The sequence below is a fragment of the Janthinobacterium sp. 64 genome, from assembly GCF_002813325.1.
Classification (GTDB): domain Bacteria; phylum Pseudomonadota; class Gammaproteobacteria; order Burkholderiales; family Burkholderiaceae_D; genus Janthinobacterium.
On the sequence record NZ_PHUG01000001.1, the window covers coordinates 4,311,595 to 4,334,318 of the forward strand.

Genomic DNA, 22,724 nt, shown 5'->3' on the forward strand with positions numbered 1-22,724 from the left:
AAGTCAAGCAGTGCATGGCCGGTTACCGATATCAAATGGGCTATAGTGGCGGCTATCTTCATCCAAAGGAAATCCGCTTGACTCCCCCGCTCGAGATCGCCGCCAATGTCTTGATGACTGCTTCCATCATCCTGGCTGGACGCAATAATATTCATTCCTGGTGGATCGGCATCGTCGGCTGCGTGCTGTTTGCCGTGCTGTTTTTCCAGGTCAACCTGTACGCCGACGTGCTGCTGCAGCTGTTTTTCATCGTCACTTGCGTCATCGGCTGGCTGCAATGGCGGCGCGGCGCCGGCGGCAAGCCCTTGCCGATCACGCGCACGGGCTGGCGCAGCCTGGCCTGGGTGGTGCCTGCCGGCATCGCCTCCGTGGCGATCTACGGCATGCTGCTGCACCGCTTCACGAATGCCTACGCGCCCTTCATCGATTCGGCAGTGTTGGTATTTAGCATCATCGCGCAATTCCTGCTGATGAACCGGCGCATCGAAACCTGGGCCTTCTGGCTGCTGGTCAATACCGTCGCCGTGCCCCTCTATTACAGCCGCGGCCTGCACCTGACGGCCGTGCTGTACGCGGCTTACTGGGTCAATGCCGTGATTTCCTGGTACTGGTGGGGCGTGCAGGCACGCCGCGCGGCGGCCCCGCCGGAAACGATGGCTGACGCCTGACATAGCCAAACGCCCAGTCCTTAGATTCAAATCGTATATACAATCAATTTTTAATTCGTTCACGCCATAAAGACACCGGGATATAGTGGCCTTTCCCCGCTTACCGGTGTCTTTTATGTTGCGCTTTAGCCTTTCTGCCTGTTTTTATGCCGCCCCGCACCAGCTGGCCATGCAATGCATGGCCCAGTCGATGCCGGTGCGTGCCCGTCCACGCATCCCGTAATTCCTTCATACCCCCGTCGTTGTTTTGCCCGCAGGCCCACCCGGTCCGCGTGCCCCTGCTCGGCCTTTTTTATCTGAAAAAGGCTCAATCCCAATAAGAGGAAACCATGTTCAAACCACTCGCCATCAGTCTCGCCATCGCCGCCGCCTTTCCCGCTTTTCCCATCCTTGCCCACGCCGAAGAGGACATGCTGCGGGTCAACGTCACCGGCTCGAATATCCGCGTCAGCGAAAAGGAGGGCGCCAGCGCGGTGCAGGTCATCACGGCCAAGGAGTTGAAAGCCAGCGGCAAGACCAGCGTGTCGGATGTGCTGCGCGCCATCTCCGCCAACAGCGGCAACAGCTACAACGAACAATATACGGGCAGTTTCTCGGCCGGCACTTCGGGCCTGTCGCTGCGCGGCATCGGCCAGCAAAACACCCTGATCCTGGTGAATGGCCGCCGCGTGGCCAGCTATGCCACGGCGCAGGATTTGCAGCAGACCTTCGTTGACCTGAACAGCTTGCCGATGGCGGCCGTGCAGCGTATCGAAGTGCTCAAGGATGGCGCCTCGTCCGTGTATGGCTCCGATGCCGTCGCCGGCGTGGTCAACATCATCCTGTACAAGGAATTCACGGGCACGGACATCACGGCGCAATGGGGCGGCTCGACGCAAGGCACGGGCCAGCATGAAAAGAGCGCGGCGCTGCAAACGGGGTTCGGCAAGCTCGGGGAAGATGGCTACAGCGTGGTCTTCTCGGTCGATGCGCAGCAGCGCGACAAGCTGCAGCAAAGCGACGTGGCGTGGCTGCGCGATGCGGATTTCCGCAAGCAGCAGCGTGGCAGCCTGGGCTGGAACGTGACGAATTACGCGGGCGCCGATCCCACGCAAACCCTGGGCGGCGCGCGCGGGCCGCTGCAGCTGGTGCCGTACAGCGCCATCAATCCGGACGGCGCGGGGCAGGTGCTGGCCTATAATCCGTCGCCCTATGAAACCCTGATCCCCGGCATCCATCGCATCCACTCCTCGCTGCGCGGCACCGTGAAACTGAACGCGGACACGGAAGCCTACGTCGACCTGCTGCACAGCTATTCGCGCGCCGACCAGACCTTCAGCGCGCCATTGACGGTAAGCAGCTCGCTGCGCGCGTGGAACAACGGCACCAAGCGGCTCGACACGATTCCCGTGGTGCTGCCCGTGGGCCATCCGAACAATCCGGGCGCAACGCCCCTGCCGTTCACGGCCACCCTGTTCGACCTGGGGCCGCGCCTGAAGCAGGACAAGGTGACGTTCTATCGCGCCCTGGCGGGAGTCAAAGGCACTTTGGCGGGCTGGGACTGGGATACGGCCGTGGCCCATTCCAGCAGCAAGCTGGAGGAAACGGTGCAGAATTTCGTCAACCGCTATGAATTCCAGAAAGTGCTGGCCGATGGCAGTTACAACTTCTTTGACCCATCGCAAAACAGCGAAGCGGTGCGCAACCGCCTGCGCCTGTCGACCCTGCGCCCGGCCGAATCGACGCTCGACACGCTCGACTTCTCGGCGGCCAAGGATATCTGGAACCTGCCGGCGGGCCCGCTGGGCTTTGCCGCCGGCTTTCAATGGCGCCGCGAAAAGATGGATTCGCAAACCTCGACCGCCGTGCTGTCGGGCACGGAACTGCGTCCGGCGCTCAACATCATCGAGGGTTCGCGCAGTGTCTCGGCGCTGTTCGCCGAATTCAATGTACCCGTGGTGAAAAACCTGTCCGTCAACGTGGCGGGACGCGCCGACCATTACAGCGACTTTGGCAATGCATTTTCACCCAAAGCCAGCGCCCGCTACCAGGCGGCGCCATGGCTGCTGTTGCGCGGCACCGTCTCGCGCGCTTTCCGTGCACCGTCGCTGCCGGAAATCACCGACAGCACGGCCGTTAGCTATACCGGCGTGATCGATCCGCGCGACCCGTTGACGCCGACGCTGTCGCGCGGCGTGACGGTCATCACCATCGCCAATCCGGCGCTGCGCCCCGAGCGCTCGAAAAACCTGAATCTGGGCGTGGTGGTCTCGCCCACCAGCAGCTCGAGCATCGGCCTCGATTATTACCGCATCCGGCAGGAAGGCGTGATCGGCACGGAAAGCGCCACCACCACCCTGGACAATGAATTGACGTCGCCGGAAAAGGTCACGCGCGGCGCCGATGGCCGCATCACGACCCTGTACCGCCAGTTCCGCAACCAGGGCCAGCGCGACGTGTCGGGCATCGATCTCGACCTGCGCCAGCGCTTCGTCGACCAGGACTGGGGCAAGCTGACCCTGGCCGGCCAGTTGAGCCGCGTGCTGCGCTTTGCCGAGCCGCTGTCCGATGGCGCGCCGCTGACGAACGGCGCCGGCACCAATTATTTCGGCTCCATCCCGAAATGGCGCGGCGTCACCTCGGCCACGTGGGAGCAGGGCAAATGGTCGTCCACCCTGACCTGGAACTATGTGGGCAGCTATGCGCAACAACAGCACCTCGACGAATCGGTGGCCGCCTTCAGCACCTTCGACGTGACGACCAGCTGGCAGGTGACACCGAAGGCGAACGTCACCTTCATCGTGCAAAACCTGGCCAACAAGCGCGCGCCGTGGGATTACTCCGCCTCGGGCTTCGATTTTACCCAGAGCGACCCGCGCGGACGCTTTGCGTCGCTAAAGCTGAACTACAAGTTCTAGCGTTAGTGTCCGCCCGCCGCCTGCCGCTGGCCCGTCTGCTCCTGCAGGCGCTGGCGGTAGGCGCTGGGCGTCACGCCCATGCGCTCACGGAAGGCGGTGGCGAAGTTGCCCGCATTGTGAAAGCCGATCAGCAGGGCGATATCCTGCACGTCGATGTCTGTCTGCTGCAGCAATGCCACGCCGCGGGCGATGCGCGCTTCGCGGATGAAGGCAAACACCGTCATGCCCGTTTGTTCACGGAACATCAGGGTCAGCTTTTCGCGGTAGGTGCCCACGCTGCGGGCGATGTCGGACAGGTTGGGCAGGCTGCCCAGGTTGTCGAGAATGAGCTGTTTGACGGCATTGACGAACACCAGGTCGGGATGCTGCTGGCGCTCGCTGACCGGGACCGCGATGGGTAAGGTGCTGTTGCTTTTGCGCATCAATCCCAGGTGGATATGAATGCGCGCGGCCAGTTCTTCCGGCGTGAACGGCTTCGAAATGTAGTCGACACCGCCCACCTGCAAGCCCATGATGCGTTCCTTGGCGGCATCGGCGCCGCTGAGAAAGATGACGGGTATCTGCTCCGTTGCAGGATTGGCCTTGAGCAATCGGCATGCCGTGTAGCCATCCATCTCGGGCATGCGCACATCGAGCAGTATCAGGTCGGGTAACGTGGCCAATGCCAGCTGGTAGCCCTGGTAGCCGTTGAACGCGATGCTGAAACGGTAGGGCTGCTCGCTGAGCAGCTCCATCAGCATGCGCTGCTCGAACGCGGAATCGTCCACGATCAGGATGTTTTTTTTGACGGTTTCGCTGGTCAATGGCATGGCATGGATGACTTAACCAAAAAGCAAGTTGTGGCTTATTATGCCTCGCTTTTTCTTTTTTTTCTGCTTTTCTCGTGTTTCAAAAGAGGTTTCTCCGCCAGAAGAAGCGGCGATTTCCCAGATCGCTAATAATTCACCCATGCATTGACTTAAAGCAATGTCGATTGTTAAAAAATCTGTTTTGTAAATGCGGCAAAAAAACCGACGCCCTCAGGTTCCTGGCTCTCGGCGCTGATATTTTGTTGTCCTGGTTTGCGTGCCCCAAAAAACGCCGGCAATACCGTGACTATCCTCGACGTCCCTCATATTGACGGGCTCATTAATGATGTTCGATCATCAGGAGGTAGCATGTTGCGAGTCATTTCCCCCCACCTTATCGTTGCCGCCAGCACGGCACTGCTGCCGCGTGGCGCCGACGCGGCCGTGCATCTGAACGTCAATGCGAGCGTGAGTGTGACCTGCACCACGCGCTACCTGAGCGGCACCAGCGCCCGATACCTGTATTCCTGACGCTCAACATCCGCCTTGTCCGTGCCGAGGCTGGGCCCGTCGCGCAGGAAAACACCTGGCGCGTGTTCATCGATGAGGTCAGCCGTGACGATGAGCCGGGCCGCTTGATGAATATCGGACCCGCAGCGGAAGGCGTGGCTGACTTTGTAGTTGATCGTACTGATGTTTTCGTGTTGCAACTGAGATTTTTTCGATTGTTGTGTTGAATCAATGTGAGGAGATGGTCATGAAACATACCAACTTTAATAATTTGCCTTGCCCGATTGCCCGCAGCCTGGGCAAGGTGGGCGAATGGTGGAGCATCCTCATCCTGCGCGAAGCGTTTTATGGCAAGACGCGCTTCGACGAATTTGAAAAAAGTCTCAAGATCGCCCCTACCATCCTGACGCGCCGCCTGGCCGACCTGGTGGAAGGCGGCTTGATGACGCGCCGCCTGTACTGCGCCAAGCCGCCCCGCTACGACTATGTGCTGACCAAGTCCGGGCGCGCCTTCAAGCCCGTCTTGCTGGCGTTTATTGCCTGGGGTAATGAAAACTTCGCCCCGGAAGGCGCCAGCCTCGTCATCGCCAGCCGCGACACGGGCCTGGCTGCCGATCCCGTGCTGGTCGACGCCATGACGGGCTTGCCCATCAATGATGAGTACTACGCGTTCGCGCCGGGGCCGGCCGCCAGCGACAGCATGCGCAGCATCATCCTCGATGCGGAAAAAAGCAGCGGCATCGCACCCAAACCGAAGCCAGCGCCAGCCAACCGGGGCTGGGTGGCGGAAGGGCATCTGGCCTGAGGCGCGACGGCAGGCGAGCAGGAAGTTTGGCGCACAGCAAAGCGGGCACGGCGGTATAGCCTTACCGTCGCAATATGCAACACCAGTGCGGCGCAGGCCCGCGTATGCGGACCGGGCGCCTTCCGTGATCCGCTGTCCGTTGAAGGAGATCTGCGATGAACACATTGCAACAACACGTACGCCGCGCCGCCAGCGTGCTGGCGCTGGCCACCTTGCTCGGTGCCTGTTCCCACGGCCCGCACCACCCGGGCGGCCATGACGTCACCTTGACGGGCGCGCAGGAAGTGCCGGCCAATACCAGCACGGCCAGCGGCAACAGCAGCATCCGCGTCGCCCACGACCGCAGTGTCAGCGGCGGCGTGCGCTACACGGACATGCTGGCGACCATCGCGCATATCCATGAAGCGCCAGCGGGCGCCAACGGCCCCGTCATCGTGCCGCTGGTGAAAACGGCCGAAGGCATGTTTGCCGTACCGGCCGGCACCCTGCTCACGCCGTCCCAGCATGCGAGCTACCAGGCCGGCAACCTGTACGTGAACGTGCACAGCGCAGCCTACCCGGCCGGCGAGATCCGCGCCCAGCTCAAGCCATAGCCGGCCATCGGCGTTTTCCCGAAACCTCCTTGGGCCGCGCGAGCGGCCTTTTTTTGCGCCTGGGGGATGCTGCACGGGGCGCGCTACAATGGTGCTCCATGCTGACCATCCTCGCCATCACCTTTCCGTTCTTCGCCCTGGTGCTGTGCGGCTACCTGGCCGTGCGGCGCGCGCTGCTGCCGCTGGCCGCCATCGGCGGCTTGAACAGTTTTGTCCTGTACTTCGCGCTGCCGTGCATGCTGTACCGCTTCGGCGCCGCCACGCCCATCGCGCAGCTGCTCGACGCCAGCGTGTTCGGCGTCTACCTGCTATGCGCGCTGATCATGGTGGGCGTCACCATGGCCATGACGCTGAGCCACCGCATCGACTGGAACAACGCCGCCTTCGGCGCGCTGGTGGCGGCCTTCCCGAACACGGGTTTCATGGGCGTGCCCCTGCTATTGACCTTGCTCGGGCCCCGTTCCTCGGGTCCCGTCATCGTCACCATCGTCGTCGACTTGCTCATTACCAGCTCGCTGTGCATCGCCCTGTCGCGCATCGGCAGCGGCGGCGCGCACGGCAGCCGCACGGCCGTCGTCAACGCCATGAAGGGCATGGCGGGCAACCCCATGCCATGGGCGATCGTGCTCGGTGCCTTGGCGTCGTGGCTGGCACTGGCCTTGCCCAAGCCATTGATGCAGACGGTGGGCCTGCTGGCCGACGCTGCCTCGCCGGTCGCCCTGTTTACCATCGGCGCCGTGCTGGCCCGTTCGCAGATGAGCACCAGCGACCCGGCGCCGATGAAAGAATATGTACCCGTGGCGCTGAAAAAACTGCTGCTGCATCCGCTGCTGGTATGGGGCATCGGCCACGCGGCCATCGCGCTGGGCGCGCCGCTCGATCCGTTCGCGCTGACCTGCATGGTGCTGGTCGCTTGCCTGCCCAGCGCCAGCAACGTCTCGCTGCTGTCGGAACGCTTCGGGGCGAACACGGCGCGCATCGCCCGCATTATCCTGGTGTCGACGGCGCTGTCGTTTTTGACGTTTTCGGCGGCCGTCAGCTGGCTGGCGTGACGTTGGCGGCGATCAGCGCGCCCAGCGCCTGCGCCGCGCCGGGCTGGGTGCCGGCGGTCAGTTCGCGCGCCATCGTGGCCTGATCTTTCTGCGTGCGGTTCTGCCCCAGCTTCCATTTTCCCGTGAGGCGCGTGAGCGGGATTTCGATGCCGACGATGGCTTTCAGGAGTTTCTCGATATAGCCGGCCGGCGCATCGCTCACCCGCCACGGCGCGGCTTGCTCTGCCTCATGGCGCGCCGTCAGCCGCTCCACCAATCCCAGCAGCCATGCCGCGTCGTCGATGGCGCGCAGGGGGCCGTGCGCGTGCACCACCGCGTAGTTGAAGGTGGGTACTTCCTTGCCGCTGCGCTGCTTTTCCGCATACCAGGCGGGCGTGATGTAGGCGTGCGGTCCCTGGAAGATCACCATGCAGTCGGCACCTGCGGCGCGCCACAGCGGGTTGGCGCGCGCCACATGGGCGCGCAGGATGCCGAATGGGGCGTCAGCCGTGGGTGCGGCGATCTCGAATGGCAAATGGTCGGCGCACAGGCCATCGGCGCTCTGGCGCACCAGCGCGCCCAGCGGATGCGCGTCGATCAGGCCATGCAGCACGTCGAGGCGCTCTTCGCGGAAGGTGGCGGGCGTGTACATCTAGGCGACGCCTTCCACGACCACGTCGGCCGTCAGCGAATTGGCGATGTAGCAGCGTTCATGCGCGTCGTGGTGCAGGGCCGCCAGCGCCTCGGGCGAGGGCGGCGTTCCCGCAAACGCGATGCGCGGGCGCAGCACGATGCGCGTCATGGCCAGGCGGCCTTGCGCATTTTTCCCCAGCTCGCCGACGGCGTCGTCGCGGTAGTCGTCGATGACGACACCGCGCTGCGCTGCCAGCGACAGGAAGAACAGCATGTGGCAGCTCGACGTGGCCGCCACCAGCGCTTCTTCCGGATCGATATTTGCTTCCACCGACATGGGCAGCGGCACGGACAGGGGCGACGACGAGGCGGGTACCGTCAGGCCGCCGTCGAATTGCCATTCATGGCCGCGGCTGTAGCGCTGGCCGGCGAAATCCTGGCCGTCGCGCTGCCAGGCCACGGTGGCGAAAAACTGATGCATGGGTGCTCCACGGGAGTAAGAGGGATGCGTCATCTTAGCGCCAGTTTTGGCTATTTAAAACAGCCAATAAGTGATATCTTGAAGCTACCAATTCAAGAGTGCCGCCATGCCAGCTTCCCATTTGCACCAGATCATCGCCGCCTTGCCGCTGCAGCGCGGCGCCAGCGAGCCGCTGTTTCGCCAGCTGTATGCGGCCATCAAGGCCGCCATCCTCGATGGCCGCATGAGTCCCGGCGTGCAGCTGCCGCCCACGCGCGAATTTTGTCGTCTGCTGGCCGTGTCGCGCCAGACGGTGCTCAATGCGTATGCGCTGTTGACGGCGGAAGGCTATCTCGATGGCGCCGTGGGGCGCGGCACCTTTGTCAGTCGCGACGTTCCGCTGCTGGCGCCTGTCCCTGCTGCGGCGCCCGGCTTGCTGCGCCCCCTGTCTGCGCGCGGGCAGGGCGTGGTGGCGGCCATGCGCCAGGTGGCGTTCCACCGGGGGCCGCTGCGCGCTTTCCGCGTCGGCATGCCGCGCATCGACCATTTTCCGTTCGACGTGTGGAACCGCCTGGAAGCGCGGCGCTGGCGCCGGCCCGACCACCATTTCGGCTACAGCGATCCGGCCGGCTACCTGCCGCTGCGCGAGCTGCTGTGCGTGTATTTGAAAGCGTCGCGCGGCGTCCTGTGCACGCCGCAGCAGATCGTCATCACCTCCGGTTCGCAGCAGGCGCTGTTCCTGCTCTCGACTATTTTGCTGGCACCGGGCGACTCTGCCTGGATGGAGTCGCCCGGCTACCGGGGCGCCAGCGGCCCCTTGCGCGCGGCCGGCGCGCGCGTCTTTCCCGTTCCCGTCGATGCGCAGGGGCTGGACGTGGCGTATGGCGTGGCGCACTGTCCGCAGGCGAAGCTGGCCTATGTGACGCCGTCGCACCAGATGCCGCTGGGCGTGAGCATGAGTTTACCGCGCCGCCTGGCCTTGCTGGCCTGGGCCGCGCACAATAAAGCGTGGCTGGTGGAGGACGATTACGACAGCGAATACCGCTACACGGGCGCGCCGCTGGCGTCCCTGCAAAGCCTGGACCGCGATGGCTGCGTGGTGTACGTGGGTACCCTGTCAAAAGTGCTGTTCCCCGGCCTGCGCCTCGGTTACATGGTGGCGCCGCCCGCGCTGGCCGACGCGCTGGTGCAGGCCAAGGCCGTGATGGACCGCCACACGGCCATTGTGCCGCAGATGGCGCTGGCGGACTTCATCGCCGAGGGCCACTTTGGCCGGCATATCCGCCGCACGCGCGACAGCAATGCCGAGCGGCGCGACCTGCTGGTGCGCGGCATCGCGCGCGAACTGGGCGACCAGCTCGCGTGCGGCCCGGCCGACAGCGGCCTGGAACTGTGCGCGTATTTTCGCGGCGGCCACGATGAGGAAACGGTGTCGCGCGCGGGGCTGGAACGCGGTATCGAACTGCGCCCGCTGGGGCACTATGCCGACCCTGACGCCGGTGCCGCCTGCGCCACGCCGCCCGGGCTGTTGCTGGGTTTTGCGGCGATTCCCCCGGACGAGATGGCGCACGGCTTGCTGGAACTGGGACGCATCCTGCGCGGCCGATAAACTATACTGGCACTTGCCTGCACATGAAGAACACGACCATGAATATTACCCGCTGCTCCTGGGCCAACCCGGCCAATCCCCGCTACCTCGACTATCACGACACGGAGTGGGGCGTGCCTTGCCACGACGAGCGCCGGCTGTTCGAGATGCTGAACCTGGAAGGCGCGCAGGCTGGCCTGAGCTGGGAAACCATCCTGAATAAGCGCGACACTTACCGCGCCGCCTTTGACAACTGGGACGCGGAAAAGATCGCCGCGTATGGCCCGGACAAGGTGGCGCAGCTGCTGGCGGACCCCGGCATCGTGCGCAACCGCCTGAAGGTGGCCGCCGCCATCACGAACGCGCAAGCCTATTTGCGCCTGCGCGCGCAAGGCCAGACCCTGGACAGCTTTTTGTGGGCGTATGTCGATGGCCAGCCCATCGTCAACAGCTGGCAGCCGGGCGAATTCCCGGCCAAGACGGCCTTGTCCGACACATTGTCGAAAGACTTGCTCAAGCTGGGCTTCAAGTTCGTCGGCTCGACCATCGTCTACGCCTACATGCAGGGCATCGGCATGGTCAACGACCATGCGCCGGCCTGCTTTTGCCGCGCGGGGCATTGATGCGCCGCGCGCTGGTCCTGCTCGACACGGATTTTGACGGTGCCCGCTTTGGCGCAGCCTGTACGGTGCATGGCGGGCGGCGCCTGCATTACATCGCGCTGGCGCCGCGTCCCGTCGATGCCAGCCACTTGCCCGAGCAGTGGCGCGCACAGTGGCCGCTTTGCGTGCCGGGCTTGCACCGCATGGTCTCGCACGACGGCCTCGTCACGCTCGATGTACTGATCGGCGAGCCCGATGCCTGCCTGGCGCAATTGTCGGCGCGCGTCGATGAAGTGCTGCTGGCTTGGGTGCCCGCCGCCATGGCGGTGCTGGCGCGCCTGATGGTCGATGGCGGCCAGTTGCATGCGGTGCACCTGGACGAGACACAGCGTGCGGCGCTGCAACAGACTGGTTTTGTCTTCGACGAAAGCCGCTTGCGCGCCGTGTTTTATGCGCGGCGCGCAGAGTACGCGGCCGTCACCGTACCCGAGCGGCGCGCCATCGTCATCGGCGCGGGCGTGGCCGGCGCGGCCGCCTGCGAACGGCTGGCCGCGCGCGGCTGGAAGGTGACCCTGATCGAGCGCCACGCGCAGCCGGCCAGCGCAGCGTCGGGCAACCTGGCCGGCATCTTCATGCCGTTGCTGTCGAAGGACGACAACATCGCCACGCGCCTGACGCGCGCCGCCTATCTGTACTCGCTGCGCCGCTGGAAAGACCTGGGCGGCATCGGCACCGCCATCGAGGGCGCGCAAAGCGGCGTGCTGCACCTGGCGCGCGACGGCGCGCATGCGCAGGTGCAGCGGCAGATCGCCGCCAGCGGCCTGTATCCGCGCGAATTCGCCCGCTGGCTGGAAGCGCCCGAGGCGAGCGCCATGCTGGGCGCGCCGGCGCCCGATGGCGCCTGGTGGTTCGCACAGGGCGGCTGGGCACGTCCGTCTTCCGTCTGCGCGGCCATGCTGGACGCCTGCGGTGGCTTGCTCACGCGGCGCTTTTCCAGCAGCGCCCTGCGCCTGGAGCGTGGCGATGCGGAGTGGCTGGTGCGCGATGCGGACGGTGCCCTGATCGCGGCCGCGCCCAACGTCATCCTGGCGGCAGGCACGGGTGCCGTCGATTTCGAACAGGCGGCGGGTCTGCCACTGGACGCCGTGCGCGGCCAGGTCACGCACCTGGCCGAAGGCAGTCTGCCGTCGTTGCCGTTCGTCGTCTGCCGCGAAGCCTACATGACGCCGGCATACCAGGGCGTCATGTGTGTGGGCGCGACCTATGCTGCCGATGCGGACAGCAGCCTGCGCATGGATAGCCAGCACGACAATATCGCGAAGATCGCCGACATCCTTGGCGTGACCCCGTTCGAGGCGCCGCTGGCCGGGCGCACGGGCTTTCGCTGCATGGCGCCGGACCGCCTGCCGCTGGCGGGCGCCTTGCCCGACCCCGGCGTGCCAGGGCGCTGCGAGCGATTGCGCGACGTGCCGCGCTGGCCCGGCCTGTTTGGCTTGCTCGGTTACGCCTCGCGCGGCCTGATCTGGGCCCCGCTGGCGGCCGAACTGCTGGCGTGCCAGCTGGAGGGGGAGCCGCTGCCGCTGGAGAGTCAATTGGCCGCTGCGTTGGATCCTGCGCGGTTTTTATTACGAGAGCGCCGTAGAGCATATTGATTCTGGTCTTTTTCTAATTTACCCCCAAAACAAGTTCTGGGGTCAGACCCGGCGGGGGAATATGCCCCAATGGGGCATATTCCGATTCCGAAGGAACTGACCCCATATACGTTTTCCAGCTTTCCAAACTCTTTTTAATTTGTTTTCCGAACAACATAAGTTCGCTACAGTGGACTCGTGCTGGTTTTTGACGACGGAATAAAGAGGTGGAAAGATGGCTGCTGCAGAACTGATTTTCGATCCCCGCGCCGCCCACGGCGAGGCGGCTTTTGACGAAGTGCTCCATCTCGCGCGCAGCCAGGCGCAGGCGCAGGGCTTGCCGTATGCGGGCATCGTCAGCGCGCAGGATGCATGGCAGCTGGTGCAGGCTGGCAAAGCCGTGCTGGTTGACGTGCGCACGCATGAAGAACGCACGTTCGTCGGCTACGTGCCCGCCTCGCTGCACGTGGCGTGGGCGACCGGCACGTCCATGCACCGCAATCCCCGCTTTACGCGCGAACTGGAAGCGAAGGCGGGCGGCAAGGATGCCGTCGTGGTGCTGCTGTGCCGCAGCGGCAAGCGCTCGGCCCTGGCCGCCGAAGCGGCCGCCAAGGCCGGTTTCACGCACGTCTTCAACATCGCGCAAGGCTTCGAGGGCGATCTCGACGCGCAGCAGCAGCGTGGCCACAGCGGTGGCTGGCGCTGGCATGCGCTGCCCTGGCTGCAAGATTAAATCTCTTCCCGGAGCCACCATGAACCAGCGAGCCATTCCCCCCGCCTCCCTTGCCGCGCAGCCGCAATGGGAACTGCGCCAGATCGTCGATGAATTGCGCGCCGTGCGCGCGCAGTGGCGCGAAGGGCTGGCCAGCAACCAGGAGTGCGGCGCGCGCCAATTCCCGTCGCGCCAGCATTTGCGCGACATCATCAACGCCTTGTGCGCGGCCCTGTTTCCGATGCGCCTCGGCCCCCTCGACCTGCAGCAGGAGAGCGAGGATTTCTTTGTCGGCCACACGCTCGACACGACCCTCACGGGCTTGCACGAACAGGTGCGGCGCGAACTCAGTTACCACGCGCGCCAGCATGGCTTGCAGCAGACGGTCTCCATCGAACAGCAGGCGCTGGCCATCGTGCAGCGCTTCGCCCGCGCGCTGCCGCGCATCCGCGCCCAGCTCGATACGGACGTAGCGGCCGCCTTCCATGGCGATCCGGCCGCGCACAGCGTCGATGAAGTGCTGCTGTGCTATCCGGGCATCCTGGCCATCATCCATTACCGCCTCGCGCACACCTTGCATGCACTGGGCGCGCCGCTGGTGGCGCGCATCATCGCCGAAGTGGCCCATTCGCAGACGGGCATCGACATCCATCCGGGCGCCATCATCGGCAGCAGCTTTTTCATCGACCATGGCACGGGCGTGGTGATCGGCGAGACGGCCATCCTCGGCGACAGGGTGCGCATTTACCAAGCCGTCACCCTGGGCGCCAAGCGCTTTCCCGCCGGTGCCGACGGCATGCTGAAAAAGGGACTGGCGCGCCATCCCATCGTGCAGGACGACGTGGTCATCTACGCGGGCGCGACGATCCTGGGGCGGGTCACCATCGGCCAGGGCTCCGTCATCGGCGGCAATGTCTGGCTGACCCGCAGCGTGGCGCCAGGCAGCCATGTCACGCAAGCGCACAACCAGCAGGAGGCGCCCGATTTGCCAGAGTCGCCGGCGCCATCGCCCCCCGCTTTTGCCCACCACCGATGAGGACAGCATGTTGATCAAACAGTTTGGACTGGCCGTGCGCCAGTTGCGCGAAGGGCATGGCTGGTCGCAGGAGCGCCTGGCCGAAGCGGCCGACTTGAACCGCTCCTTCATCGGCGAAATCGAGCGGGGCGCCGCCACGCCGTCGCTGCTGACGGTGGAAAAGCTGGCCATCGCGCTGGGCGTCGGCCTGGCGGGATTGATGGCCCGCTGCGAACCGGAGCTGGTGGATTAGGTCGATGATAACGCCGCGTTGATGGCGATAGCATGTTGAGGAAAAGAGAGGGGTACTCGATACTTTATTCGTTTTTCAGATAAGCATATTCACTTTTCTCATCAGGAGTAGTCATGACAGCAGCAACAGAGAACCAGTTCGCGCTGGGCGATAACGCCGCGCGCCAGCTGGCCAATGCAAGCAAGAGCGTCCCCCAGTTATCCACGATCACGCCGCGCTGGCTCGTGCACCTGCTGCAATGGCTGCCCGTGGAAGCGGGTATCTACCGCCTCAATCGCGTGAAGAACCCAAAGGACGTGCGCGTGGCCTGCTCGCAGCGCGACGAGTCGGAACTGCCGCAAACCTTCGTCGACTATGACGAGCAGCCGCGCGAGTATTTTCTCAATGCCGTCAGCACGGTGCTCGACGTGCATACGCGCGTGTCGGACCTGTACAGCAGCCCGCACGACCAGATCAAGGAGCAGCTGCGCCTGACCATCGAGACGATCAAGGAGCGCCAGGAAAGCGAACTGATCAACAATCCCGATTACGGCCTGCTGGCCAGCGTGCACGACGACCAGCGCATTTTTACGCTGACGGGCGCGCCGACGCCGGACGACCTCGATGAACTGCTGACGAAAGTGTGGAAGGAACCGGGCTTCTTCCTCGCGCACCCGCTGGCGATTGCCGCCTTTGGCCGCGAATGCACGCGCCGCGGCGTGCCGCCGCCGACCGTCAGCCTGTTCGGTTCGCAGTTTTTGACGTGGCGCGGCGTGCCGCTGGTGCCGTCCGATAAACTGCCGATCGAAGACGGCAAGACGAAAATCATCTTGCTGCGCGCGGGCGAACAGCGCCAGGGCGTGATCGGCCTGTTCCAGCCTGGCCTGGCGGGCGAGCAAAGCCCGGGCCTGTCCGTGCGCTTCATGGGCATCAACCGCCACGCGATTTCGTCCTATCTGATTTCGCTGTATTGCTCATTGGCCGTGCTGACCGACGATGCGCTGGCCGTACTGGAAGACGTGGAGATCGGTAAATACCATGACTACCCAGACACCTACAAGTGATGGCGCGGCGGCCTTGTCCGCCGTCCCGTTCTTGCCCGATGAAGCGACCCTGAACCGCCTGGCGGGCGAGTTTTTCGCGCGCCTTCCCGGGTTAGATAAGTCGCCCAGCCTCGGCGGTTCCGGCAGCGTGCTCGATGCGGCGCCCCGCTATGCGAACCGTCCGCCGCCGCAGCCCGGCCCTTCGTTTGCCGCCATCGCCCCCGGCGTGGCGACGGCGCAGGTGCCGCCCGTGACGGCGCCGCTGGAGACACCGATTGCGCCGGCGCCGGCCTCCGTGCCGACGCCGCGCGCATCCGCCCTCGGTGCGCCGTCGCCCTACTATTTTGTCGGCGGCGCGCATGGCTATCCCGCATCGAACGGCAAGCTCGATGGCCTGGCGCAGCAGGGGCTGGGGCAGGCGATACCCGATGCCACGCCGCAGGGCGCGCCCGCGCGCCAACTGCCCGTATCGCCAGCCAGTGGCCAGCCCGCCTTCTATTTCCAGACCGAGCTGCCTGCGCGGCAGCAGGGGCATGGACAAACCCCCGCGCCGTTCGACGTGCATGCCGTGCGGCGCGATTTTCCCGTGCTGGCGGAGCGCGTCAACGGCAAGCCTTTGGCCTGGTTCGACAATGCGGCCACCACGCACAAGCCGCAATCGGTGATCGACCGCGTGTCGTATTTCTACGCGCACGAGAATTCGAACATCCACCGCGCCGCGCACGCACTGGCGGCGCGCGCCAGCGACGCGTATGAAGCGGCACGCGCCAAGGTGGCTAACTTCCTCGGCGCCGCCTCGGCCAATGAAATCATCTTCGTGCGCGGCGCCACCGAGGGCATCAATCTGGTCGCCAATACCTTTGGCCGCAAGTACATCGGCAGCGGCGACGAGATCATCGTCTCGCAGCTTGAGCACCATGCCAACATCGTGCCGTGGCAGCAGCTGGCGGCGGAAAAGGGCGCGATTCTGCGCGTGATTCCCGTCGACGACAGCGGGCAAATCCTGCTCGATGAATTCCGCAAGCTGCTCAACGGCCGCACCAAACTGGTGTCCGTGACGCAGGTGTCGAATGCGCTGGGGACGGTCACGCCCGTGGCGCAGATCATCGCGCTGGCGCATGCGGCCGGCGTGCGCGTGCTGGTCGATGGGGCGCAAGCCGTGTCGCACCTGCGCGTCGACGTGCAGGCGCTGGGTGCCGATTTTTACGTGTTTTCAGGGCATAAAGTGTTTGGCCCGACGGGCATCGGCGCCGTGTATGGCAAGGCGGACTTGCTGGAGCAATTGCCGCCGTGGCAGGGCGGCGGCAACATGATCGCCGACGTGACGTTCGAGCGCACCGTCTACCAGGGCGTGCCGAATCGTTTCGAGGCGGGCACGGGCAATATCGCCGATGCCGTGGGCCTCGGCGCGGCCATCGATTACGTGCAGCGCATCGGCCTGGACAACATCGCCGCTTACGAGCACGCGCTGCTGGACTACGCGACGCAGCAGCTGCAGGCGATTGCCGGCGTGCGCCTGATCGGCACGGCGCTGGACAAGGCCAGCGTGGCTTCCTTCGTGCTGGCCGGTTACGAGCCGGCGGAAGTGGGACGCGCCCTGAACGACGAGGGCATCGCCGTGCGTTCGGGCCACCACTGCGCCCAGCCGATTTTGCGCCGCTTCGGCGTGGAAGCGACCGTGCGGCCATCGTTCGCCTTCTACAACACGTATGAGGAAATCGACCGCATGATCGCGGTGGTGCGCCGTCTGGCGGGTGCGCGCCGCTGATCTTGCCTGCTTGTCAAGCTGATGCCGCCCTGGCGCAAGCTGGGGTGGCATTGTTGCGTCATGTCACGGTCTTTGCGCGCGACTGGCTGGCGTCCGCAGGCTGGCGGTATAATTTATCCTTGGCAATATTGAAGCTGCGGCCCCAAGGAGATATCCGGTGGAAAATCAACACAGCTCGCCCGAGCTTTTCCTGTTCCTGGCGTCGACCGTGCACGACATGAAAAATTCGATCAGCGTGGTCAGCGGCACTTTGGAGTCGCTGCTGGCGGCCGAGCAGGCGAAAACAGCCCCCCAGGCCGACCCCGCCTACCTGCAGATGGCGCAAATGCTGTACCAGACCAAGCGCCTCAACGATAACCTGATCCAGCTGCTGGCCCTGTACAAGGAAGTGGGCAAGCCCGGCTACCCGTTTGACGTGCAGCCGCAACTGGTGAGCCAGGTGCTCGACCAGGTGGTGGACCAGGAAAAGATCCTGCTGGCCTCGAAAGGCATCGGCCTGGAGACGGCGTGCCCGCCGGAGCTGATCTGGACCCTCGATGAAGACCTGGTCATCGGCGTGCTGGCGCATGCGATCAATAACGCCATCCGCTACACGAAGGACACGATACGCCTGTCGGTGCAGGAGCACGACGGCATGCTCGAACTGCGCGTGGACGACAATGGCGACGGCTACTCGCAGGCGCTGCTCGACGCGGGCAGCGCCGCCATGGATGGCATGGCGGCCGGCGTGAACTTTTCCACCAACAGCACGGGACTGGGCCTGTATTTCTCCAGCGAAGTGGCGAAGATGCACAAGCACCGGGGCAGCAGCGGCAGCATCGCCCTGGAAAATGGCGGCGCGCTGGGCGGCGGCTGTTTCATCCTGCGCCTGCCCTGAACGAGGAATTCATGACGACAGACAGCCACGCCACCGCCGCCGAAGCGGGCAGCACCGACTGGGCCGACAAGCATTATCTGCTGGTCGATGATTTCGTCGGCATCCGCATCCTGCTGCGCGAATCCCTGCGCAACCTGGGTGCGCGCCATATCGACCAGGCGGCCAGCGGCGGCGAAGCCATGAAGCTGCTGGCCAAGACGCGCTATGACGTGGTGCTGTGCGATTACAACCTGGGCGAAGGCAAGAATGGCCAGCAAGTGCTGGAAGAGACGCGCGTGCGCAACCTGACGGCGCCATCGAGCGTGTGGCTGATGGTGTCGGCCGAAAAAAGCGTGGAATCGGTGATGGGCGCGGCCGAGCACCAGCCCGACGCCTACCTGATCAAGCCGATCACGGAAGGCGTGTTGCTGACGCGCCTGAACCGCGTGTGGCACAAGAAGCAGGTGTTTCGCGAAATCGACCAGGCCTGCATGGAAAAGGATTATCTGCGCGCGGCCAAGCTGTGCGACGCGCAGATCGAGCTCAACAAACTGCACGCGCTGGAATTGCTGCGCATGAAGGCGTCGTTGTTGCTGAAAAGCGGCGAGCCGGACAAGGCCCGCGCCGTGTACGAAAAAGTGCTGGCCGAGCGCGATTACAGCTGGGCCAGGGCGGGCCTGGGCAAGATCCGCATGAACAACGGCGAGCACGAGGCGGCGCGGCAGATCTTCCAGGGCGTGATCGTCGAAAACAAGTATTACATCGACGCCTACGACCAGATGGCCATCGCCTACCAGCTGATGGGACAGCACGAGGAAGCGTGCGGCGTGCTGGAAAAGGCGGCGCGCCTGTCGCCCAATTCCGTGCCGCGCCAGCGCAACTTGGGGCTGGCGGCCCTGAAAGTGGGCAATGTCAGCATGGCGGAAAAGGCTTTTCGCAAGTGTATTTCCATCGGTGAATTTTCCGTCATGAAGACGCCGGACGCCTATCTGGGTCTGGCGCGCGTGTGCGGACTGAAGAAAGATGCCAAGGAAGCGCTGCAGTGGCTGCTGCTGGCGCAGCGCGAGTTCCCGCCCGAGCAGATCGGACTGCGCGCGAAGATCACGGAAGGCATGGTGCACCACGAAACGGGCGATTACCGGCGCGCGCGCAAGTGCGGCGACGAACTCGAAGCCATGCTGGCCGAAGACCCGGCGCGGCCCGAAAAAAGTATCTGCATGGAACTGGCGACCCTGCTGTTCGCCGTCGGCGTGAAGGATGCGCCGGCCGGCCTGCTGTGCTATGTGGTGAAGAACAACCACGACAACCAGGTGGTACAGGACGAGGTGCAAAAGATTTTTGACAAGGCCAAGATGGGCGACGAAGGCACCAGCCTGATCATCGCTGCGCGCAAGGAAGCGTCGGACTTGATGAACAAGGGCGTGCTGCTGTGGAAGACGGACAAGCTCAACGAGGCAGTCGCCTGGATGCGCGCGGCACGCGAAAAGCTGCCCAACAACCTGCGCATTCTGTTCAATTCCGCGCAAATCATCGTGTCTTTCCTGGAGCAGCGCGGTTACCAGGCGGAATTGGCGGCCGAAGCCATGGAAGTGTTGTTGTATGTAGACAAAATTGCACCGGGACAGCAGCGCTTTGCGCAATTGATGGAGCAACTGGTGCAGCTGACGCCGCCGCCCGGGCCGGAACAGGCCGTCGAGGTGGCGGAAAAAACGCCGCCGGCGCCGGAAAAAGGGGGAAAATCCGTGCACGAGCGTGCCGGATGATAAACTAGGGGCCAGCGTGGGTTCGCCCGTGCTTGAGTTGCTTTACAACAATAAGGAAGAAACTATGCGTGATGTGGTCAATGAAGTGTACAAAAAAATGAAGGTCGGCAGTATTGCCTGGGTACGCCCGGTCGCCGCCAAGGGAGACACGCTGGAAACATTCCAGTCTTCGTACGAGCACGCCAAGGCGCTGGCCGACGAAGGCCTGATCACGATCGGTGACGTAAAACGCCAGGCCGACAACATGATCGAAGCGATCCGCATTCATCGTATCGCCTGATCATATCGCCGGCTTGCGTATCAGGCCTTGCCTGGTGCTTTAGCCTTGGGCGCTGCGCGTTTCGCGGGCGCCTTGCGCAGCGGGGCCTTGGCCTTGGCTGCCGTGCCTGCTTCTGCCGGCTTGGCGGGCTTGCTGGCCGCTGGCTTGGTCTTGGCGCCAGCGCCGAAACTGGCCGCTGCCGCACTGGCAGCGTCGGGCGACATTGCCGTCGACACCGCCTGCTTGAACTGATCTTGTAACAAATTCCACCAAGCACTTGGATTTGCCAACTGGGCTGCTGCCTGGCTGCCGGCATCGTCGGTCGCCGCCGCAGCCGGTTCCGGCGCGGGCGCAGGTGCGGGCGCCGGTTTCGGTGCAGGCGCGGGCGCCGCAGGTGCAGCTTGCTGGAAAAACGCGGAAGCGTAGGGCACCGATTCAAAGACGCTTTTCTCGCTGGCGCCGGGCTGGGTGATGGCCGCCGCCAATGACGCACCCATCGATTTCAATGTGGCGATGGTACCGCGCTGTACTTCCAGCGCCTGGATACTGCCGCGCAGCATGCTGGTATTGAGGTTCAGCCATGCTTCGACGGCTTTCAGGTCGCTGATTTTCTTGTCCAGCTCTTCCACCGACAGGGTGGGCGCCGTGATGCCAGGCACGCCCATGCCGGGCACGCTCATGCTGCCCCACAGGTTCTTGACGAAGTCGAGGGTATCGGTCACAACTGCTGCGCCCGGTATTTGGGGCATTTGCGGATTTGCCATGCGAAATCTCCTGGTAGGTGGGTGCCCCTAGCGTAGCAGATATCAGCTTGCAACTGACGCAACGCTGCCAACATTTTCTTACATAAAACATCAGGAGTTGAGCGCGGGCAAGAAGCGGGAGACGGAGGGAAAGCGGTACACTACGGCCTATGATGCCCGACTCCTTCTTTTCGCCACCGCGCCGCCGTACCGTCGTCTTTGTCGCGCTCATCGGCGCACTGCATTACGTGGCGCTGGCATGGCTCACCTCGCATGCGCGCATGGTGCCGCTGGGGCAGGATCATGCGCAGGTGGTCAGCATGGCCTTGATCGCCGAGCCGCCCAAACCGCTGCCGGTGGTGCCGCCACCGCCGCCTGAACTGCTGCCCGTGCCCAAGCTCAGGCCGCCGCCACCGCCGCCGACGACGGAACTGGCGTCGAGCGAAACGCCCCAGTGGACGGCGCCCGCCAGCGACGTGCCGCAAGGCCCTGCCACGTCCGAGCCGGCCGCAGTGGCTGCCCCGGCCATCACGGCGCCTGCACCTGCCGTGGCGGCCGCGCCCGCGCCAGCTGCCGCACCGCCGCCACCGGCCGTCGAGCAGGCACGGCACTACAAGACGAATGTGCCTGCTTCGGCCCAGTTCGACTTGCATGTGGACCGGCGCGATGCCGACGGCACCAAGTGGCAGGGCGTGGCCGCCATGGCGTGGGACAATCGGGGCGACACGTATCAGCTGAAGCTGGAAGTGGGCTTGAGCATGCTGATCACGCGCATCAACCTGCTGGTGCTGACCAGCGAGGGCGTGATCGATGGCAGCGGCATCGTGCCCGTCACGGCCACGGAAAAACGCAAGGGCCGCGCGCAAACGGCCACGCATTTCAAGCGCGACGCCAAGGCCATCACGTTTTCGGCCACGACGGCCACGGCGCCATGGCAGGAGGGGGCGCAAGACAAGGCCACCGTGCCGTTCCAGCTGGCCGCCATCGGCCGCGCCGACGTCAACCAGCTGGCCGGCAATATCGACATCCTCGTCGGCGAGGAAAAGGAAGCGACCGTGTTCCGCTTCCAGCTGGTGGGCGAGGAAGAACTCGATACCAACATGGGCCGGCTGGTGACCTGGCATCTGCGCCGGCCACCGAAGCCCGGCACCTATTCGTCGCAGCTCGATATCTGGCTGGCGCCGTCGATGCAGTGGTATCCGGTACAAATACGCAATACCGAGGCGAGCGGGGCGCTGACCACGCAAACCGTGACCCAAATTCGCGTCAATGACGCTACAGGAAAATAAATGATGACTCTGACTACTTTCAAACACTTGCTGGCCGCCGGCGTGCTGGCCGCCACCTTCGCTCCCGCCATGGCCGACGCACCCGTGGAGCACCCCGTCATCAAGCGCCCGTACAAGCTGGCGCCATCGGCGGACCTCGTCTATTCGATCAAGGCCAAGCAGCGCGGCATCGGACTGTCCGGCGAATCGGTCAGCAACTGGCGCGTGGGCGATGGCAAGTACTCGCTGCTGGCCGAAACCAAGGCTGCCCTGTTCGGCAAGATTCTGGAGCAGCGCAGCGAAGGCACGGTCGACGATTTTGGCCTGGCGCCTTCTCAATTCGTGGAAAAACGCTTCCGCAAGGAAGCGGCCACCACCACGTTCAAGCGCGACAGCAAGACCATCGTCTTCAGCGAGGGCGATGACAGCTATCCGCTGAAAGGCGGCGAACAGGACCGCAACAGTACCGTCTGGCAACTGGTCAGCGTGGCGCGCGCCACGCCCGAGAAATTCACGCCCGGTTCGGAATGGAGCTTCTTCGTGGCCGGCCGCCACGACGCCGAGCCGTGGACCTTCAAGGTCGTCAAGGATGACAAGGTCGCCACCGGCCTGGGCGAAGTGGCCGCCATCCACCTGGTCAAGGCGCCGCCGCCGGACAAGAAGGGCCAGCAAGTGGACCTGTGGCTGGCGCCGTCGCTGGAATGGTACCCCGTGAAGGTGACGTTCGCCGATGAAGACGGCGATTACGTCGAGCAAACCTTGCAAAAGATTGTCAAGAAGTAAGTGCTTGCTATCAATTTTTGCGTCAAATTTTCAACCCTGATGCAGAAACCGGGGTCGGACCCTCAGGGTCCGACCC

General features: G+C 64.3%; 24 protein-coding genes. 19 read left to right on the plus strand and 5 right to left on the minus strand.

The features are described 5' to 3' along the window. Positions 1 to 77: 77 nt before the first annotated feature. Together pnuC and CLU91_RS19005 are read left to right on the plus strand one after the other, a co-directional pair. Positions 78 to 668, plus strand: a complete 591-nt coding sequence (gene pnuC, locus CLU91_RS19000) for a nicotinamide riboside transporter PnuC (protein WP_100875385.1) — start codon at positions 78 to 80, stop codon at positions 666 to 668. Positions 669 to 997: 329 nt separating this feature from the next. Beyond that, entirely contained in the window at positions 998 to 3,565 is a 2,568-nt protein-coding gene (locus CLU91_RS19005; RefSeq protein ID WP_198521363.1) for a TonB-dependent receptor, read from the plus strand. Positions 3,566 to 3,567: 2 nt separating this feature from the next. Here the strand turns inward: CLU91_RS19005 and CLU91_RS19010 are convergent, their stop codons facing one another. After that, positions 3,568 to 4,374: a response regulator transcription factor gene (locus tag CLU91_RS19010; RefSeq protein WP_100875386.1), complete on the minus strand. Its 807-nt coding sequence runs from the start codon at positions 4,372 to 4,374 to the stop codon at positions 3,568 to 3,570. Positions 4,375 to 4,386: 12 nt separating this feature from the next. Then, entirely contained in the window at positions 4,387 to 4,515 is a 129-nt protein-coding gene (locus CLU91_RS28720; RefSeq protein ID WP_257572286.1) for a hypothetical protein, read from the minus strand. A gap of 207 nt (positions 4,516 to 4,722) precedes the next feature. Here CLU91_RS28720 and CLU91_RS27935 point away from each other — a divergent pair, with 207 nt between their 5' ends. The 4 genes from CLU91_RS27935 (at position 4,723) to CLU91_RS19030 (ending at position 7,313) form a co-directional block, all read left to right on the plus strand. After that, positions 4,723 to 4,884 carry a hypothetical protein gene (locus CLU91_RS27935; protein WP_157814733.1) on the plus strand — a complete coding sequence of 54 codons (162 nt, stop codon included), beginning with the start codon at positions 4,723 to 4,725 and terminating at the stop codon, positions 4,882 to 4,884. 226 nt (positions 4,885 to 5,110) lie between these two features. Further along, complete coding sequence (locus CLU91_RS19020; protein WP_100875388.1) at positions 5,111 to 5,668, plus strand: winged helix-turn-helix transcriptional regulator; 558 nt, start codon at positions 5,111 to 5,113, stop codon at positions 5,666 to 5,668. A 155-nt stretch (positions 5,669 to 5,823) separates the two neighbouring features. Continuing rightward, positions 5,824 to 6,261, plus strand: coding sequence for a CHRD domain-containing protein (locus CLU91_RS19025; protein WP_100875389.1), 438 nt, complete (start codon positions 5,824 to 5,826; stop codon positions 6,259 to 6,261). A gap of 98 nt (positions 6,262 to 6,359) precedes the next feature. Next, a complete protein-coding gene (locus CLU91_RS19030) occupies positions 6,360 to 7,313 on the plus strand; it encodes an AEC family transporter (protein ID WP_100875390.1) in 954 nt (317 codons plus the stop codon). Here CLU91_RS19030 and CLU91_RS19035 read toward each other — a convergent pair. Next, positions 7,297 to 7,944 (minus strand): FMN-binding negative transcriptional regulator, encoded by a 648-nt coding sequence (locus CLU91_RS19035; protein ID WP_100875391.1) that lies wholly within the window; start codon positions 7,942 to 7,944, stop codon positions 7,297 to 7,299. The genes CLU91_RS19030 and CLU91_RS19035 overlap by 17 nt on opposite strands. Continuing rightward, the gene (locus tag CLU91_RS19040; protein ID WP_100875392.1) at positions 7,945 to 8,406 is read right to left on the minus strand and encodes an OsmC family protein; all 462 of its coding nucleotides are present in this window, start codon (positions 8,404 to 8,406) and stop codon (positions 7,945 to 7,947) included. It lies immediately after the preceding gene. A 106-nt stretch (positions 8,407 to 8,512) separates the two neighbouring features. Here CLU91_RS19040 and pdxR point away from each other — a divergent pair, with 106 nt between their 5' ends. The 11 genes from pdxR to CLU91_RS19095 all read left to right on the plus strand — a co-directional run bounded on the left by pdxR (position 8,513) and on the right by CLU91_RS19095 (position 19,875). Beyond that, entirely contained in the window at positions 8,513 to 9,994 is a 1,482-nt protein-coding gene (pdxR, locus tag CLU91_RS19045) for a MocR-like pyridoxine biosynthesis transcription factor PdxR (protein ID WP_100875393.1), read from the plus strand. Between the two features lie 38 nt (positions 9,995 to 10,032). Continuing rightward, positions 10,033 to 10,596 (plus strand): DNA-3-methyladenine glycosylase I, encoded by a 564-nt coding sequence (locus CLU91_RS19050; protein ID WP_100876804.1) that lies wholly within the window; start codon positions 10,033 to 10,035, stop codon positions 10,594 to 10,596. Next, entirely contained in the window at positions 10,596 to 12,227 is a 1,632-nt protein-coding gene (gene mnmC / locus CLU91_RS19055; protein ID WP_100875394.1) for an FAD-dependent 5-carboxymethylaminomethyl-2-thiouridine(34) oxidoreductase MnmC, read from the plus strand. Before CLU91_RS19050 ends, mnmC begins: the two co-directional genes overlap by 1 nt. Before the next feature lie 214 nt (positions 12,228 to 12,441). Next, complete coding sequence (locus CLU91_RS19060; RefSeq protein ID WP_100875395.1) at positions 12,442 to 12,939, plus strand: rhodanese-like domain-containing protein; 498 nt, start codon at positions 12,442 to 12,444, stop codon at positions 12,937 to 12,939. Between the two features lie 19 nt (positions 12,940 to 12,958). Further along, positions 12,959 to 13,954 (plus strand): serine O-acetyltransferase EpsC, encoded by a 996-nt coding sequence (gene epsC / locus CLU91_RS19065; protein WP_100875396.1) that lies wholly within the window; start codon positions 12,959 to 12,961, stop codon positions 13,952 to 13,954. Positions 13,955 to 13,961: 7 nt separating this feature from the next. Next, positions 13,962 to 14,186, plus strand: a complete 225-nt coding sequence (locus CLU91_RS19070; RefSeq protein WP_086147172.1) for a helix-turn-helix domain-containing protein — start codon at positions 13,962 to 13,964, stop codon at positions 14,184 to 14,186. A 113-nt stretch (positions 14,187 to 14,299) separates the two neighbouring features. Continuing rightward, entirely contained in the window at positions 14,300 to 15,229 is a 930-nt protein-coding gene (locus CLU91_RS19075) for a family 2A encapsulin nanocompartment shell protein (RefSeq protein ID WP_100875398.1), read from the plus strand. After that, a complete protein-coding gene (locus CLU91_RS19080) occupies positions 15,204 to 16,976 on the plus strand; it encodes a family 2A encapsulin nanocompartment cargo protein cysteine desulfurase (RefSeq protein WP_100875399.1) in 1,773 nt (590 codons plus the stop codon). The genes CLU91_RS19075 and CLU91_RS19080 overlap by 26 nt, the downstream gene beginning before the upstream one ends. Positions 16,977 to 17,133: 157 nt before the next feature. After that, the gene (locus CLU91_RS19085; protein WP_100875400.1) at positions 17,134 to 17,853 is read left to right on the plus strand and encodes a sensor histidine kinase; all 720 of its coding nucleotides are present in this window, start codon (positions 17,134 to 17,136) and stop codon (positions 17,851 to 17,853) included. An 11-nt stretch (positions 17,854 to 17,864) separates the two neighbouring features. Next, positions 17,865 to 19,595: a tetratricopeptide repeat-containing response regulator gene (locus CLU91_RS19090; protein WP_100875401.1), complete on the plus strand. Its 1,731-nt coding sequence runs from the start codon at positions 17,865 to 17,867 to the stop codon at positions 19,593 to 19,595. Positions 19,596 to 19,611: 16 nt separating this feature from the next. Further along, complete coding sequence (locus CLU91_RS19095; protein WP_225317168.1) at positions 19,612 to 19,875, plus strand: hypothetical protein; 264 nt, start codon at positions 19,612 to 19,614, stop codon at positions 19,873 to 19,875. 20 nt (positions 19,876 to 19,895) lie between these two features. On the opposite strand, the gene CLU91_RS19100 is transcribed toward CLU91_RS19095, so the two are convergent. After that, positions 19,896 to 20,618 (minus strand): PhaM family polyhydroxyalkanoate granule multifunctional regulatory protein, encoded by a 723-nt coding sequence (locus CLU91_RS19100; RefSeq protein ID WP_100875402.1) that lies wholly within the window; start codon positions 20,616 to 20,618, stop codon positions 19,896 to 19,898. 149 nt (positions 20,619 to 20,767) lie between these two features. Here CLU91_RS19100 and CLU91_RS19105 point away from each other — a divergent pair, with 149 nt between their 5' ends. Beyond that, positions 20,768 to 21,886 carry a DUF3108 domain-containing protein gene (locus CLU91_RS19105; protein ID WP_232730798.1) on the plus strand — a complete coding sequence of 373 codons (1,119 nt, stop codon included), beginning with the start codon at positions 20,768 to 20,770 and terminating at the stop codon, positions 21,884 to 21,886. Beyond that, positions 21,887 to 22,648 carry a DUF3108 domain-containing protein gene (locus tag CLU91_RS19110; protein ID WP_100875403.1) on the plus strand — a complete coding sequence of 254 codons (762 nt, stop codon included), beginning with the start codon at positions 21,887 to 21,889 and terminating at the stop codon, positions 22,646 to 22,648. The last annotated feature ends 76 nt before the right edge of the window (positions 22,649 to 22,724 follow it).

Bases quoted from the DNA above. Each gene is read 5' to 3' on its own strand.
- CLU91_RS19110 (WP_100875403.1), top strand. From the start codon at position 21,887: ATGATGACTCTGACTACTTTCAAACACTTGCTGGCCGCCGGCGTGCTG.
- CLU91_RS19030 (WP_100875390.1), top strand. From the start codon at position 6,360: ATGCTGACCATCCTCGCCATCACCTTTCCGTTCTTCGCCCTGGTGCTG.
- pdxR (WP_100875393.1), top strand. From the start codon at position 8,513: ATGCCAGCTTCCCATTTGCACCAGATCATCGCCGCCTTGCCGCTGCAG.
- CLU91_RS19080 (WP_100875399.1), top strand. From the start codon at position 15,204: ATGACTACCCAGACACCTACAAGTGATGGCGCGGCGGCCTTGTCCGCC.
- CLU91_RS19025 (WP_100875389.1), top strand. From the start codon at position 5,824: ATGAACACATTGCAACAACACGTACGCCGCGCCGCCAGCGTGCTGGCG.
- CLU91_RS28720 (WP_257572286.1), bottom strand. From the start codon at position 4,515: ATGGGTGAATTATTAGCGATCTGGGAAATCGCCGCTTCTTCTGGCGGA.
- CLU91_RS19100 (WP_100875402.1), bottom strand. From the start codon at position 20,618: ATGGCAAATCCGCAAATGCCCCAAATACCGGGCGCAGCAGTTGTGACC.
- CLU91_RS19020 (WP_100875388.1), top strand. From the start codon at position 5,111: ATGAAACATACCAACTTTAATAATTTGCCTTGCCCGATTGCCCGCAGC.
- mnmC (WP_100875394.1), top strand. From the start codon at position 10,596: ATGCGCCGCGCGCTGGTCCTGCTCGACACGGATTTTGACGGTGCCCGC.
- CLU91_RS19070 (WP_086147172.1), top strand. From the start codon at position 13,962: ATGTTGATCAAACAGTTTGGACTGGCCGTGCGCCAGTTGCGCGAAGGG.
- CLU91_RS19005 (WP_198521363.1), top strand. From the start codon at position 998: ATGTTCAAACCACTCGCCATCAGTCTCGCCATCGCCGCCGCCTTTCCC.
- epsC (WP_100875396.1), top strand. From the start codon at position 12,959: ATGAACCAGCGAGCCATTCCCCCCGCCTCCCTTGCCGCGCAGCCGCAA.
- CLU91_RS19040 (WP_100875392.1), bottom strand. From the start codon at position 8,406: ATGCATCAGTTTTTCGCCACCGTGGCCTGGCAGCGCGACGGCCAGGAT.
- CLU91_RS19010 (WP_100875386.1), bottom strand. From the start codon at position 4,374: ATGCCATTGACCAGCGAAACCGTCAAAAAAAACATCCTGATCGTGGAC.
- CLU91_RS19060 (WP_100875395.1), top strand. From the start codon at position 12,442: ATGGCTGCTGCAGAACTGATTTTCGATCCCCGCGCCGCCCACGGCGAG.
- CLU91_RS19050 (WP_100876804.1), top strand. From the start codon at position 10,033: ATGAATATTACCCGCTGCTCCTGGGCCAACCCGGCCAATCCCCGCTAC.
- CLU91_RS27935 (WP_157814733.1), top strand. From the start codon at position 4,723: ATGTTGCGAGTCATTTCCCCCCACCTTATCGTTGCCGCCAGCACGGCA.
- CLU91_RS19105 (WP_232730798.1), top strand. From the start codon at position 20,768: ATGATGCCCGACTCCTTCTTTTCGCCACCGCGCCGCCGTACCGTCGTC.
- CLU91_RS19090 (WP_100875401.1), top strand. From the start codon at position 17,865: ATGACGACAGACAGCCACGCCACCGCCGCCGAAGCGGGCAGCACCGAC.
- CLU91_RS19035 (WP_100875391.1), bottom strand. From the start codon at position 7,944: ATGTACACGCCCGCCACCTTCCGCGAAGAGCGCCTCGACGTGCTGCAT.
- CLU91_RS19075 (WP_100875398.1), top strand. From the start codon at position 14,300: ATGACAGCAGCAACAGAGAACCAGTTCGCGCTGGGCGATAACGCCGCG.